Genomic DNA, 14,131 nt, shown 5'->3' with positions numbered 1-14,131 from the left:
CGCCAGGCGCTCCCCCTACCGGGCCCGGCCCCGCCTCAGCTCGCCCGGAGCACGAGCAGGGCGAGATCGTCGGCGGGCGGGGTGTCCCCGAAGTCGTACACCGCCTGCTTGATCCGCGCGGCCACCCCGGACGCGGTCAGGCCCACGCAGCGGGCCAGCTCCGTGGCGAGGCCGTCGGCGTCGTCGAACAGGTGCGGCCCCGAGCGCCGCTCGGTCACCCCGTCGGTCACGCACAGCAGGGTGTCGCCGGGGAGCAGGCGCAGGCTCTCGCTCTCGTAGCGCGCGCCCTCGACCACGCCGAGCAGGATCTGCGGGACGGCGGCCGCCCGGACCGAGCCGTCCGGCCGCAGGAGCAGCGGCAGCGGGTGCCCGGCGCTGGCCAGGGTGCAGCGCACCGAGCCGTCGGCGTCGTCCGGCACGAGTTCCCCGTACAGCAGGGAGAGGAAGCGGGCCTGTGCGTCGTCCGGCGCCCCGGTCGTGGTGGCCGGGTCCGCGGTGGCGAGCCGGACCGCGGCCTCGGCCGCCTCGGTGGCGTCGTCGACGAGCAGCTGGTTGAGCCGGTCCAGGACCTCGTGCACCGCGTACCCCTCGCGGGCCAGCAGCCGCAGCCAGGGCCGGGCGAGGCCGGTGACGACGGCGGCCTCGGGGCCGCTGCCCTGGACGTCGCCGAGCGCGAAGCACCAGCGCCCGTCGGCGCCGGGGAAGACGTCGTAGAAGTCGCCGCCCGCCAGCGCCTCGTTGCTCGGCTGGTAGACGAAGGCGCTGTCGATGCCGGGGATCTCGGCGACCCGGGTGGGCAGCAGCCCGCGCTGGAGCACCCTGCTGATGGTGGCCTGCCGGGTGTACTGGCGGGCCGCGCCGATCGCGAGGGCCACCCGGCGCAGGAAGTCCTCGATCAGGCCGGTGACTTCGTCGGGCAGCCGCAGGAGGCCGGCCCGGCCGAGCAGCAGGACACCCACCTCGCTGCCGCCCGCCACCAGGCGGTACGCCAGGGCCGTGCCGTCGCCGCCGAGTTCGGGTGCCCGGGGCCAGGGCATCGGCACCGGGCCGCCGCGCGCGGCGGCGGGCAGTCGGGGCGGCTCCTTCTCGACGGCGGCCCGCAGGGGCTCGATGGCGGACTCGCGCGCGTGCCAGACCCGGGCCAGCCGGGGCGCGGCCAGGGGGCCGCCCGCGTCCTCGTCGAGCCAGATCGCGCACCATTCGGCGAGCCGGGGCACCAGGAGCTGCCCGGCGAGGGCGGCGATCATGTCCTCGTCGAACTGTCCGGCGAGGAGGTCGGAGGCCTCGGCGAGGAAGGAGAGCGCGCCCCGGTTGACCCAGTCGCGGTCGTGCCGGCGCGGCGTGCGGTGCGGGGACGGCGCGAGGATCTCGGCGACGCGCAGCCCGCGTTGGAGGAGTTCGTCGCGGTGGCCGCCGGGCTGTCCGGGCGGCTCCTGCTCGTCCACGGTGAGGCGGGCCCAGACGGTCTTGAGCCCGGTGCGATAGGTGATGCCCCAGCATTCGGCGAGGGCGGCGACGACCTGGAGTCCGCGCCCGTACTCGTAGGCGGCCCCCTCGTCCCGGGCCGGTTGCGGTTCGCTGCGTACCGCACGCGAGGGATGGTGGTCGGACACCTCGATGACGAGGGCGGCGGGTTCCGGCCCCTCGCCGCTCTCCAGTCGGCACAGGACGTCGACGGTGGTGCCCGCGTGGACGACCGCGTTGGTGACCAGCTCGTTGACCAGGACGACCGCCTCGTACGCGAACTGCTCGGTGAGCTCGGGCAGTTGGGGCTCGTCGGGCGGGCCGAGCCCGGCCCAGTCGGCCAGCGCGGCCCGTATGAACCGCCGGGCGGCTCCCGGCGCGAGCGGGTTGCCCGGCAGGCTGGTACGCGCGTTCGGGCAGGCGCCGCGCGCCGCCGGGAGGTTCGCCGCGACGGGGGCGGGGGCGTCGCCCGGGGGCGCCTTCGCCGTCTCGGCCGGGTCGTGGGAAGTCGGGGGATACAGGCCGTTCATGCTCTCCCGCCGCGCTGGTGAGGGTGCCACGGTGTCGCTCCTGACCGGTTCTCGCGAATGCGCCGCTCACGACACCGACAGAGTGACAGACTGAGCGGGCCCATAAGCACCGAGTCACCGAAGTGGGCCCGCATGAACAGAGACAGTGCTATGCCGACGGACGAGGGCGGATGGGTGCGGGCGGCCGAGCTCCGGCCCCTGCTGGCCGCCATGACGGCGCTGCGCGACGGCGACTTCCGGGTCCGGCTCCAGGAGATCCACGAGGGCCTGCCGGCCGAACTCGCCGCGCTCTTCAACCAGGTGGCGGTACGCAACCAGCACTTCACCGACGAGCTGATGCGGGTGCGCCGCGAGGTGGTGCGGCACGGCCGGCTCGACGAGCGGCTCGCGGCCAGCCCCGGGCAGGGTGCCTGGACCGCCGACATCGGCCACGCCAACACCCTCCTCGACGCCCTGGTGGTGCCGGCGGCGAACGCGACGCGGGTCCTGGACGCGGTGGCGGGCGGCGATCTGACCCAGCGGGTCGATCTGCACGACGGCAACCGGCAGTTGCGCGGCGATCTGCGCCGGCTCGGGCGGGCCGTCAACAAGATGGTCGACCAGCTCTCGCTGTTCACGGGCGAGGTGACCCGGGTGGCCCGGGAGGTCGGCACCGAGGGACGGCTGGGCGGTCGGGCCAAGGTGCAGGGGCTGAGCGGCAGTTGGCGCGATGTCACCGAGGCCGTGAACACCATGGCCGCCCGGCTGACCGCCCAGGTCCGCGACATCGCGGCGGTGACCACGGCGGTGGCCCGGGGCGATCTGACCCGTACGGTCACGGTCGAGGCGACCGGTGAGCTGCTCGAACTGAAGCTGACCGTGAACACGATGGTGGATCAGCTCTCCGCGTTCGCCGACGAGGTCACGCGCGTGGCCCGCGAGGTCGGCACCGAGGGACGGCTGGGCGGGCGCGCCCAGGTGCGCGGGGTGTCCGGGGTCTGGAAGGACCTCACGGACAACGTCAACTTCATGGCCTCCAACCTGACCTCCCAGGTCCGCAACATCGCCCAGGTCACCACCGCCGTCGCCAACGGCGACCTGTCCCAGAAGATCACCGTCGACGCGCAGGGCGAGATCCTGGAGCTGAAGTCCACCATCAACACGATGGTCGACCAGCTCTCCGCGTTCGCCGACGAGGTCACCCGCGTGGCCCGCGAGGTCGGCACCGAGGGCAACCTCGGCGGGCGCGCCCAGGTGCGCGGGGTGTCCGGGGTCTGGAAGGACCTCACGGAGAACGTCAACTTCATGGCGGACAACCTGACGTCGCAGGTCCGCAACATCGCGCTGGTGTCGACGGCCGTCGCGCAGGGCGACCTCGGCAAGAAGATCACGGTGGAGGCGAAGGGCGAGATCCTGGAGCTGAAGTCGACCATCAACACGATGGTCGACCAGCTCTCCGCGTTCGCCGACGAGGTCACCCGCGTGGCCCGCGAGGTCGGCACCGAGGGCAACCTCGGCGGCCAGGCACAGGTGCGGGGCGTGTCGGGGGTGTGGATGGACCTCACGGACAACGTCAACTTCATGGCCTCCAACCTGACCTCCCAGGTCCGCAACATCGCCCAGGTCACCACCGCCGTCGCCAACGGCGACCTGTCGAAGAAGATCACGGTGGACGCCCGGGGCGAGATCCTGGAGCTGAAGGACACCGTCAACACGATGGTGGAGCAGCTGCGCGCGTTCGCCGACGAGGTCACCCGGGTGGCCCGCGAGGTCGGCACCGACGGGCGGCTCGGCGGCCGCGCCCAGGTGCTGGGCGTCTCCGGGGTGTGGAAGGACCTCACGGACAACGTCAACTACATGGCCGACAACCTGACCTCCCAGGTCCGCAACATCGCGCAGGTGGCCACGGCGGTGGCTCAGGGCGACCTGTCGAAGAAGATCGACGTGGACGCGCGCGGCGAGATCCTGGAGCTGAAGACCACCATCAACACGATGGTGGACACGCTGTCCTCGTTCTCCTCGGAGGTCACCCGCGTGGCCCGCGAGGTCGGCAGCGAGGGCCAGCTCGGCGGCCAGGCGCGGGTCGAGGGCGTGTACGGGACGTGGAAGCGCCTGACGACGAACGTCAACGAGCTCGCCCTGAACCTGACCACCCAGGTCCGCGCGATCGCCGAGGTCGCCTCGGCCGTCGCGCAGGGCGACATGTCGCGCTCGATCACCGTGGAGACCCGGGGTGAGGTCTCCGAGCTGAAGGACAACATCAACCTGATGGTGTCCAACCTGCGCGAGACGACCCGCGCCAAGGACTGGCTGGAGTCCAACCTCGCCCGGCTGGCGGGACTGATGCAGGGCCACCGGGACCTGATGGAGGTCGCCGACCTGATCCTGCGCGAGCTCACCCCGCTGGTGAACGCCCAGTACGGCGCCTTCTTCCTGGCCGATCCCGACAACGAGGGCGCGCCCTCGCGCATCACCAGCTCCGCCAAGGGCCTCGCCTTCATCGCCGGGTACGGCTCGGCGCAGGGCGCGACCGTGGACACGACCGGCATGCCGGGGCACGGGCTGGTCCGGCAGGCGGCCCTGGAGAAGAAGCGGATCCTGCTCGAAGAGGCACCGCCGGACTACATCAAGATCAACTCAGGGCTCGGCGAGGCCTCCCCCGCCAGCGTGGTCATCATCCCGATCCTCTTCGAGGACAAGCTGCTCGGCGTGATCGAGCTGGCCTCCTTCTCCCGCTTCTCCGATGTGCACCTGGCCTTCTTCGACCAGTTCGTGAACACGATCGGCGTCGCGATCAACACCATCATCGCCAACTCCCGTACGGAGTCGCTCCTGAGCGAGTCGCAGCGCCTCGCGGTCCAGCTCCAGGAACGCTCGGACGAACTCCAGCGCCAGCAGGCCGAGTTGCAGCGCTCGAACGCCGAGCTGGAGGAGAAGGCGGCCCTGTTGGCGACCAGCTCCCAGTACAAGTCGGAGTTCCTCGCGAACATGTCGCACGAGCTGCGCACCCCGCTCAACTCGCTGCTCATCCTCGCCCGGCTGCTCGCCGACAACCCCGACGCCCATCTGTCCGACCAGGAGGTGCAGTTCGCGACGACGATCCACCGCTCGGGCTCGGACCTCCTCCAGCTGATCAACGACATCCTGGACCTGTCGAAGATCGAGGCGGGCCGCATGGACGTACGCCCCAAGAAGCTGCCCCTCATCAAGCTCCTCGACTACGTCCACGCCACCTTCCGCCCCCTCACCCTCGACCGGGGGCTCGCCTTCGAGGTGGTGGTGGGCGAGGACGTGCCGCGCGAGATGTACTCCGACGAGCAGCGCATCCAGCAGATCCTGCGCAACCTCCTCTCGAACGCGATCAAGTTCACCTCGTCGGGCCGCGTCGAGTTGCGCGTCAGCCGTCTGCGGGATCCGGAGGACGGGGTGCTGCACGGCGCCGACGACCTGCTCGCCTTCGCCGTCCGGGACACCGGCATCGGGATCGCCCCCGAGAAGCTCCCGGTGATCTTCGAGGCGTTCCAGCAGGCCGACGGCACCACCAACCGCAAGTACGGCGGCACAGGTCTCGGTCTGTCCATCAGCCGCGAGATCGCCGGGCTGCTCGGCGGCCGCATCATCGCCGAGAGCGAGCCGGGCCGCGGCTCCACCTTCACGCTGTACGTGCCCGTGCTCTACCCCGGGTACCCCGGGCACCTGCCGGGCGAGAACGAGCAGCACCTCCCGGCCGCCACCCTCGACTCCTCCCACCGGTTCTCGGACGCGCACGTCCTGCTGCCCGACCAGGACGACGGCTGGCCCACCAGCACGCGGCTGGAGGAGTGGAAGCTGGGCCGGGCCGGTCAGGTCCTGCCCGGCCGGCGGGTGCTGATCGTGGACGACGACATCCGCAATGTCTTCGCCCTCACCCACGTCCTGGGCCGGGTCGGCATGCCGGTCCTGTACGCGGAGAACGGGCGGGAGGGCATCGAGACCCTGGAGCGCAATCCCGATGTCGAGCTGGTCCTGATGGACATCATGATGCCGGAGATGGACGGCTACGAGACGATCGAGGCGATCCGGCGCAGCCCGCTCTGGACCGATCTGCCGATCGTCGCCCTGACCGCGAAGGCGATGCCGGGCGACCGCGAGAAGTCGATCGCCCAGGGCGCCAACGAGTACGTGCCCAAGCCCGTCGACGTGGACCTGCTCCTCGGCGTCGTCTGCGCCCTGCTGGACCCCGAGAGCCGGCCGGAGGACACCGGCCCGGCCCCGTCCGTACCGGAGCAGTCCAGCGGCACCGGGGAGTCCGCGGCTGCACCACCGAACGTGTGAGGCGACCGGCAATGAGTTCAGAGGCACCGCCCGGAGACCGGGCGAGCATCCTTCTCGTCGACGACATGGAGGACAACCTGATGGCCCTGGAGGCCGTCCTCGGCTCCCTCAACGAGCCGCTGGTCAGGGCGCGTTCGGGCGAGGAGGCGATGAAGGCGCTGCTGCGGCAGCGGTTCGCCGTGGTGCTGCTCGACGTGCGGATGCCGGGCATGGACGGCTTCGAGACGGCGTCCAACATCAAGCGGCTCGACCAGACGAAGGACGTGCCGATCATCTTCCTGACCGGCACGGACGGCGACGACGGCTACGCGTTCCGCGGGTACGCCACGGGCGCGGCGGACTTCCTCACCAAGCCCTTCGATCCGTGGGTGCTGCGCGCCAAGGTGACCGTGTTCCTCGAACTGCACCGCAAGAACCAGCAGTTGCAGCGGATACTGGCCGCCGAGCACAAGCAGTTCGCCCTGATCGGCGAGCGGCTCGGCGCGATCGAGGTCGAGCTGGCCCGGGGCGGGCTCGCCGAGGTCGCGGAGCTGCGCGACCAGATGGGCCGCCTGGAGGAGGCGCTGCGGGCCCTGAGGCGGGCCCGCGGCATCCCTTAGCTCCCGCTCAGGCCTCGCGGGAGCCCGCGTACATCTCCTCGATCAGTTCCCGGTACTCGCGCTCGACGACCGGGCGCTTCAGCTTGAGGCTGGGCGTCAGCTCGCCGTGCTCCACGTCGAGATCGCGCGGCAGCAGCCGGAACTTCTTGATGGTCTGCCAGCGCTGGAGGCCCTCGTTGAGGCGCTTGACGTAGCCGTCGACCATCTCCACGGTCTTCGGGGACGCCACGATCTCGGCGTACGAGCCCGCGATGCCCTGTTCCTTGGCCCAGCCGAGGATGGTGGGCTCGTCGAGCGAGATCAGGGCGGTGCAGAAGTTCCGGTCGGCGCCGTGCACCAGGATGTTGGAGACGAACGGGCAGACCGCCTTGAACTGGCCCTCGACCTCGGCAGGCGCGATGTACTTGCCGCCGGAGGTCTTGATGAGGTCCTTCTTGCGGTCGGTGATCCGCAGATAGCCGTCCGCGGACAGCTCGCCGATGTCACCGGTGTGGAACCAGCCGTCGGACTCCAGGACCTCGGCGGTCTTCTCGGGCAACCGGTGGTAGCCCTGCATGATGCCGGGGCCGCGCAGCAGGATCTCGCCGTCGTCCGCGATCCGCACCTCGGTGCCGGGCAGCGGCTTGCCGACCGTGCCGGTGCGGTAGGCCTCGCCCGGGTTGACGAACGAGGCGGCCGAGGACTCGGTGAGGCCGTAGCCCTCCAGGATGTGGATGCCGGCGCCGGCGAAGAAGAAGCCGATGTCGGGCGCGAGCGCCGCCGAGCCGGAGACGCAGGCCCGAAGCCGCCCGCCGAACGCCTCGCGGATCTTGCTGAAGACCAGCGCGTCGGCGACCTTGTGCTTGGCGGCGAGCGCGAACGGCGCCCCGGGGCGGCCGGTGCGGCGGAAGTTGTCCTGGCTGACCTTGGCGTACTCGCGGGCCACCCCGGCCGCCCACTGGAAGATCTTGTACTTGGCCCCGCCGCCCTCGCGGGCCTTGCCGGCGACGCCGTTGTAGACCTTCTCGAAGATGCGGGGCACGGCGGCCATGTAGGTCGGCTGGACCACCGGCAGATTTTCGATGATCTTGTCGATCCGGCCGTCGACGGCCGTCACGTGGCCGACCTCGATCTGGCCGGAGGTCAGCACCTTGCCGAAGACGTGCGCGAGCGGCAGCCAGAGGTACTGCACGTCCTCGCTGGTGATCAGCCCGGTCGCGACGGTCGCCTTGGCCATGTACGACCAGTTGTCGTGCGGCAGCCGTACGCCCTTGGGCTTGCCCGTGGTGCCGGAGGTGTAGATGAGGGTGGCGAGCTGGTCGGCGGTGATGGCCGCGATCCGCTCCCTGACCGCCTCGGGGTTCTTCTCCAGATGGGCGGCGCCGCGTGCCTCCAGCTCCGCGAGGCTGAGCACCCAGCCCTCCGGGTCGCCCTCGGCGGGCTCGGCGCCGGCCGGGTCGATGACCACGACGTGCCTCAGGTCGGGCAGCTCGGCGCGGCGCTCGCGGGCCTTGGCCAGCTGGGCGGCGTCCTCGGCGATCAGCACGCGGCTCTCGGAGTCGGCCAGGATGAACGCCGACTCCTCGGCGTTGGTGGAGGGGTAGATCGTGGTCGTGGCGGCGCCCGCGCACATCACGCCGAGGTCGGCCAGGATCCACTCGACGCGGGTGGAGGAGGCGAGCGCGACCCGCTCCTCGGGGCGCACCCCGAGGTCGACCAGGCCCGCGGCGATCGCGTAGACCCGCTCGGCGGCCTGGGCCCAGCTCAGCGACTTCCACTCGTCCGGGGCCTGGCCCGCGGCCGGTACCGGGTAGCGGTAGGCCTCCGCGTCCGGCGTGGCGTCCACGCGCTGGACGAAGAGGGTCGCCACGGACGGCGGCCGATTCTCGATCAAGGTCTGTGTGTCGCTCACGACGTCCTCCGGGCTGGCCTGCGGCAAGGCTGCGCGACTGGCTGGTTGTCCGAGTGCTCTGGCTGTCCGACGCTTGTTTAACTGGCGAGTAACCATCGGGCCGTGATCAGAGTAGAGCGCTGCCGCCCGGCGCGTAAGGGGCAGCGGAGAGTGGTTTCATAACGAACGGACCCCCGCGCGAAGGCGTGGGGGTCCGTTGGTGTCGGTGGTGCGGAGGACCCGTGATCCTCTGCGTACTACTTCTTCTTGCCGCCCGACTCGTCGCTGGAGAGCACCGCGATGAAGGCCTCCTGGGGGACCTCGACGGAGCCCACCATCTTCATCCGCTTCTTGCCCTCCTTCTGCTTCTCGAGGAGCTTGCGCTTGCGGGAGATGTCGCCGCCGTAGCACTTGGCGAGGACGTCCTTGCGGATGGCGCGGATCGTCTCGCGGGCGATGACCCGGGAGCCGATGGCGGCCTGGACCGGCACCTCGAAGGCCTGCCGCGGGATGAGCTCGCGCAGCTTGGCGACCAGACGGACGCCGTAGGCGTAGGCCGCGTCCTTGTGGCAGACGGCGGAGAAGGCGTCGACCTTGTCGCCGTGCAGCAGGATGTCGACCTTGACCAGGCTCGCGGCCTGCTCGCCGGTGGGCTCGTAGTCGAGCGAGGCGTAGCCGCGCGTCTTGGACTTCAGCTGGTCGAAGAAGTCGAAGACGATCTCCGCGAGCGGCAGCGTGTAGCGGATCTCGACGCGGTCCTCGGAGAGGTAGTCCATGCCGAGCAGGGTGCCGCGCCGGGTCTGGCAGAGCTCCATGATCGAGCCGATGAACTCGCTGGGCGCGAGGATCGTGGCCCGCACGACCGGCTCGTACACGTCCGAGATCTTGCCCTCGGGGAACTCGCTCGGGTTGGTGACCGTGACCTCCTTGCCGTCCTCCAGGACGACCCGGTAGACCACGTTCGGCGCGGTGGCGATCAGGTCGAGGCCGAACTCGCGCTCCAGGCGCTCGCGGATCACGTCCAGGTGCAGCAGGCCGAGGAAGCCGACGCGGAAGCCGAAGCCGAGCGCCGCGGAGGTCTCCGGCTCGTACACCAGGGCGGCGTCGTTGAGCTGGAGCTTGTCGAGCGCCTCGCGCAGGTCGGGGTAGTCCGAGCCGTCCAGCGGATACAGACCGGAGAAGACCATCGGCTTCGGGTCCTTGTAGCCGCCCAGCGCCTCGGTCGCCCCGTTGTGCAGGCTGGTGATGGTGTCACCGACCTTGGACTGACGGACGTCCTTCACGCCGGTGATGATGTAGCCCACCTCGCCGACGCCGATGCCGTCGGCCGGGGTCATCTCGGGGGACGAGACGCCGATCTCGAGGAGCTCGTGGGTGGCGCCGGTCGACATCATGCGGATGCGCTCGCGCTTGTTGAGCTGGCCGTCGACCACACGGACGTAGGTGACGACGCCGCGGTAGGAGTCGTACACCGAGTCGAAGATCATCGCGCGGGCGGGCGCGTCGGCGACGCCGACCGGGGCGGGCACGTCGCGGACCACCCGGTCCAGGAGCGCGTCCACGCCGACGCCGGTCTTCGCCGAGACCTTCAGCACGTCCTCCGGCTGGCAGCCGATGAGGTTCGCGAGCTCCTCGGAGAACTTCTCGGGCTGCGCGGCCGGCAGGTCGATCTTGTTGAGGACCGGGACGATGGTGAGGTCGTTCTCCATGGCCAGGTACAGGTTGGCCAGGGTCTGCGCCTCGATGCCCTGGGCGGCGTCCACCAGCAGGACCGTGCCCTCGCAGGCGGCGAGCGAGCGGGACACCTCGTACGTGAAGTCCACGTGACCCGGGGTGTCGATCATGTTCAGGATGTGGGCCCGGCCCTGGCCGGGGCCCTCGGTGGGAGCCCACGGCAGACGGACCGCCTGGGACTTGATCGTGATGCCGCGCTCGCGCTCGATGTCCATGCGGTCGAGGTACTGAGCACGCATCTGCCGCTGCTCGACCACGCCGGTCAGCTGGAGCATCCGGTCGGCAAGGGTCGACTTGCCGTGGTCGATGTGCGCGATGATGCAGAAGTTGCGGATCAGCGCCGGGTCGGTACGGCTCGGCTCGGGCACGTTGGGAGGAGTCGCGGGCACGCAGGGTCCTGATTCTTGAGACGCGCGGTCGAATCGCGGCGCCTCGTCTCGGGTCGACGACGGTTCGATACGTAAGTAGCAGGCTCCATCGTCCCACGCCTGCGGGCCTGTGCTCGGTTTGGGCTGGTCGGGGGGCGGCTGGTACCGTGGACAGCTGTGTCTCGTCACCCTTGTGGCGGCGGGGCACGACCTAAGATCGAATCATCGAACCTGCAAAGGCTCTTTCGTGGCGAACATCAAGTCCCAGATCAAGCGGAACAAGACGAACGAGAAGGCGCGCCTGCGCAACAAGGCCGTCAAGTCCTCGCTCAAGACCGCGATCCGCAAGGCTCGCGAGGCTGTCACGGCCGGCGACCTCGAGAAGGCCACCGTGGCCGCTCGCGAGGCCTCCAAGAAGCTCGACAAGGCCGTCAGCAAGGGTGTCATCCACAAGAACGCCGCCGCCAACAAGAAGTCGGCGCTGGCGCGCAAGGTTGCCGCCCTCCAGGGCTAAGACGTAATCCGCTTCATCTGATCGACCCGCCCGACGGGACCCAGCGGCCCCTCTACCGCTCCCCGACGGCAGCTCAGTGCCGCGCGCGGACGCGTTCGCCACGCGGGCGCGGCGCTATCCAGAAGCAGCACGAAGGCCCCGTTCCGTCCTTCCCCAGGACGGAACGGGGCCTTTGTGCTGCCCGGGGCCGCTCAGTGCGGGGCGCGGCCGACCAGCTCGACGACCTCGCCGAGGAAGCCCTCGTCGAGCATGGTGGAGACCGCGGTGTCGCCCTCGTCGCGCAGCCCCGCGTCGTGGCAGGCCACCCCCACCAGATAGCCGCCGTCCAGCTCGAAGGTGGCGAACGCCCACTCGCCGTGCGAGGCGGGCTCGCCCTGCGGGGTGAGCAGGCTGGCGCCCTCCGCGTCGAAGCCGAACTGGGTGAAGCCCATCCGCATGCCCTGGCCGAGCGCCTTGGTGTACGCCTCCTTCAGCGTCCAGGTGCGCACCAGGCGGCGCTGCTGCTCGGCCTCGTCGAGTCCGCCGAGCCAGCGGCGCTCGGCGGGGGTGCACAGATGGCGCTGGACCGCGGAGTACTGGATGCGGCGGTCGGCCAGCTCGGTGTCGACGCCGACCCGGCCGCGCCGGTTGAGGCCCACCACCAGGAGGTCCCGGGTGTGGCTGAGGCTGACCTCGATCTGGTCGCAGCCGCGCAGATAGGGGCGCCCGCCCGCCTTGGAGGCCAGCTCCACGGTCTCGGGCGGGGTCTGGAGGGCCGCGCCCGCGGTGTGCTTCACCAGGAGCCGGGAGGCGGCGAAGCGGTCACGGGCCTCCGGGTCCTGGAGGTTGTTGAGCCGCTGCCAGTCCCGGGCGCCGAGCAGCGGGCGCAGCTGGGGGTCGGCGATGGCCGCCGGCAGCCAGTCCCGCCAGTTGGCGTGCACCACGACATGGCCGTGCCATGCCATGGCCTGCCGCACCCGGCTCCATGGGCTGTCGGGTCCCGGCATCAGAAGGGGTTCGGCGATGCCCGTCCTTTTGAGGGGGCTCATGGGGTACCTGCTTCCGCCAGAGGCGCGTCGTGAAGATCGAAACTGCGGCCGGCCCGGAATCGCGCCAGCAGCTCCTCCGCCACCCGGTCGACGCAGTCCGGTGGCAGCGGAGGAAGGGTGAGGCCCAGCCTGCGCCCGTAGCGGTGCAGGGCGAGCACCAGCCAGGCGGGGTCGGCGAGGAATCCGGCGCCGCGGCGGTGGTGCTCCCAGGCGGCCAGGGCCGCCCCGGCGGCCGACAGCACGGAGTGCCGGTCGGCGAGGGCGGCGGTGGCGGGGCTCGCGAGCGCGGCCCGGTCGCCGGGCTCGATCAGGAGGCAGGCCTCGCGCACGGCCAGCAGATCGGCGTGGAAGGCGGCGGCCATCGCGGCGAGCACCTCCCCGTACGGGCCCTCGGCCCCCGATCCCGCGAGGCGTCCGGCCGACGCGGTGAGGGACGCGGCCAGGAAGTCGCCGCCGCCCGCGACTTCGAGGCCGCCGATGTCGAGGTGCGGCACCGGTTCGCCGAGGTCGAACAGGGCGGCGGGCGGCTCCGCCTCCGTGCCCCAGAAGTGCCTTGCCAGCATGGGGAGTTGGGGGATGACCACGGCCTGGCAGGAGGCGGTCCCGGCGTGCCCGAGCCCGGCGGCCGGCAGGTCGCGGAGCAGCTTGCTGAGCATGCCCTGGTCGGTGTCGCGGCTGTAGCCGCCGGCCCCGAGCACGGTGGCGAGCTCCTCCAGGTCGTCCCGGAGCAGGTCCGGTACGAGGTACTTGAGCTCGGCCGCAGCCAGATGGGCGGCTCCCGGCAGCAGGGACAGGGCGCGCAGCACGGCGGTGGCCATGGCGTCGCCCGCGAGCAGATCGGCGAACACCCCGGCGAGCACCCCGCGCTGGCGCCTGCCGAGGGTGGCGCCCGCGAGCGCCGACCGTACGGCGGCGCGCAGCACGGTGTCCACGGAGGCGATGACGGCGCCGGTGATGAGGGTGCGGTTGAGCTGGAAGGTACGCAGCGAAAGGCGGACGCCCGCGCCGAGTTCGCCGACCAGTGCCGTGCCCGGCACCTCGCACTCGTCGAACTCGTACCCGGCGAAGCGGCAGCCGCGCATGCCCGTGGTGGGCGAGCGCTTGAGCAACCGCACGCCGTCCGGCGGGAGTTGGTCCGGGTCGAGCAGGAACACCGAGTGGGACGCCGGGCCCGGGGCGGGGTCGGTGCGGACGTAGGCGACGACGGCGCCCGCGCGCTCCGCGTTGATGACGACGTCCTTGCGGCCGTCCAGGACGAAGCCGCCGGAGTACTCCATGGCGGTGAGTTCGCCGCGCAGCATCGCGGTGCCGTGGGCGAGCGAGCGGTGCACGATGGCCGCGCGGCCGCCCGAGGCGAGCAGCGCGGCCACGCTCTCGCGCTGGACGGGCGACCCGGCGGCGAACACCGGGGCGGCCGCGAACAGCGAGGTGATGCCGTAGCCGAAGGCGAGCGCGACATCGCGACGGAAGACCGGGCGCAGCATGCGCATCAGCTGGTCGGCGTCGCGCAGCCGGCCGCCGAGCGCGACCGGCACCAGCTCGGCGCCGAAACCCTCCTCGTCCAGCAACGCCTCGGCGGGGGCGAGGAGTTCGCTGTCCCCGTCGGCGGCGAGCAGGGCGCGGAAGCCCAGCGCGTTGGCCGGGTCGCAGGGGTCGCCGAAGCGGAATTCGAGCCGCTCGGCGCGGTGGCGTACGTCCGGGTCTGCGGCCCGGACGGCGGCGGTGGGCATG

8 protein-coding genes are annotated in these 14,131 nt (G+C 71.3%); 3 read left to right on the top strand and 5 right to left on the bottom strand.

The window, feature by feature from the left end:
• Positions 1 to 35: 35 nt before the first annotated feature.
• The gene (locus tag DT019_RS04685; RefSeq protein ID WP_114035362.1) at positions 36 to 1,994 is read right to left on the bottom strand and encodes an ATP-binding SpoIIE family protein phosphatase; all 1,959 of its coding nucleotides are present in this window, start codon (positions 1,992 to 1,994) and stop codon (positions 36 to 38) included.
• Between the two features lie 210 nt (positions 1,995 to 2,204).
• Here DT019_RS04685 and DT019_RS04680 point away from each other — a divergent pair, with 210 nt between their 5' ends.
• Both DT019_RS04680 and DT019_RS04675 read left to right on the top strand, forming a co-directional pair.
• Positions 2,205 to 6,287, top strand: coding sequence for a HAMP domain-containing protein (locus DT019_RS04680; RefSeq protein ID WP_223279347.1), 4,083 nt, complete (start codon positions 2,205 to 2,207; stop codon positions 6,285 to 6,287).
• A gap of 11 nt (positions 6,288 to 6,298) precedes the next feature.
• Complete coding sequence (locus tag DT019_RS04675) at positions 6,299 to 6,886, top strand: two-component system response regulator (RefSeq protein WP_114035361.1); 588 nt, start codon at positions 6,299 to 6,301, stop codon at positions 6,884 to 6,886.
• A 7-nt stretch (positions 6,887 to 6,893) separates the two neighbouring features.
• Here DT019_RS04675 and DT019_RS04670 read toward each other — a convergent pair whose 3' ends face one another.
• Together DT019_RS04670 and lepA are read right to left on the bottom strand one after the other, a co-directional pair.
• Entirely contained in the window at positions 6,894 to 8,777 is a 1,884-nt protein-coding gene (locus DT019_RS04670; RefSeq protein WP_189389176.1) for an AMP-dependent synthetase/ligase, read from the bottom strand.
• A gap of 236 nt (positions 8,778 to 9,013) precedes the next feature.
• On the bottom strand, positions 9,014 to 10,879 hold the full coding sequence (lepA, locus tag DT019_RS04665; RefSeq protein WP_114035359.1) for a translation elongation factor 4: 1,866 nt from the start codon (positions 10,877 to 10,879) through the stop codon (positions 9,014 to 9,016).
• A gap of 226 nt (positions 10,880 to 11,105) precedes the next feature.
• On the opposite strand from lepA, the gene rpsT reads away from it, so the two are divergent.
• Positions 11,106 to 11,372, top strand: a complete 267-nt coding sequence (gene rpsT / locus DT019_RS04660) for a 30S ribosomal protein S20 (RefSeq protein WP_114035358.1) — start codon at positions 11,106 to 11,108, stop codon at positions 11,370 to 11,372.
• Positions 11,373 to 11,563: 191 nt separating this feature from the next.
• Here rpsT and DT019_RS04655 read toward each other — a convergent pair whose 3' ends face one another.
• Both DT019_RS04655 and DT019_RS04650 read right to left on the bottom strand, forming a co-directional pair.
• Positions 11,564 to 12,400: a 4'-phosphopantetheinyl transferase family protein gene (locus DT019_RS04655; RefSeq protein WP_114035357.1), complete on the bottom strand. Its 837-nt coding sequence runs from the start codon at positions 12,398 to 12,400 to the stop codon at positions 11,564 to 11,566.
• Positions 12,397 to 14,130: an acyl-CoA dehydrogenase gene (locus DT019_RS04650; RefSeq protein ID WP_114035356.1), complete on the bottom strand. Its 1,734-nt coding sequence runs from the start codon at positions 14,128 to 14,130 to the stop codon at positions 12,397 to 12,399. Before DT019_RS04650 ends, DT019_RS04655 begins: the two co-directional genes overlap by 4 nt.
• Position 14,131: the final 1 nt, after the last annotated feature.

The sequence above is a fragment of the Streptomyces sp. SDr-06 genome (assembly GCF_003324565.1).
GTDB lineage: Bacteria > Actinomycetota > Actinomycetes > Streptomycetales > Streptomycetaceae > Streptomyces.
The sequence above is the reverse complement of the archived record's forward strand: the minus strand, read 5'-3'. Positions and strand labels throughout refer to the sequence as shown.

What these genes read in the sequence shown, in the direction of transcription:
- DT019_RS04685 (WP_114035362.1), bottom strand. Translation starts at nt 1,994, where the DNA reads ATGAACGGCCTGTATCCCCCGACTTCCCACGACCCGGCCGAGACGGCG.
- DT019_RS04680 (WP_223279347.1), top strand. Translation starts at nt 2,205, where the DNA reads ATGACGGCGCTGCGCGACGGCGACTTCCGGGTCCGGCTCCAGGAGATC.
- DT019_RS04675 (WP_114035361.1), top strand. Translation starts at nt 6,299, where the DNA reads ATGAGTTCAGAGGCACCGCCCGGAGACCGGGCGAGCATCCTTCTCGTC.
- DT019_RS04655 (WP_114035357.1), bottom strand. Translation starts at nt 12,400, where the DNA reads ATGAGCCCCCTCAAAAGGACGGGCATCGCCGAACCCCTTCTGATGCCG.
- DT019_RS04650 (WP_114035356.1), bottom strand. Translation starts at nt 14,130, where the DNA reads ATGCCCACCGCCGCCGTCCGGGCCGCAGACCCGGACGTACGCCACCGC.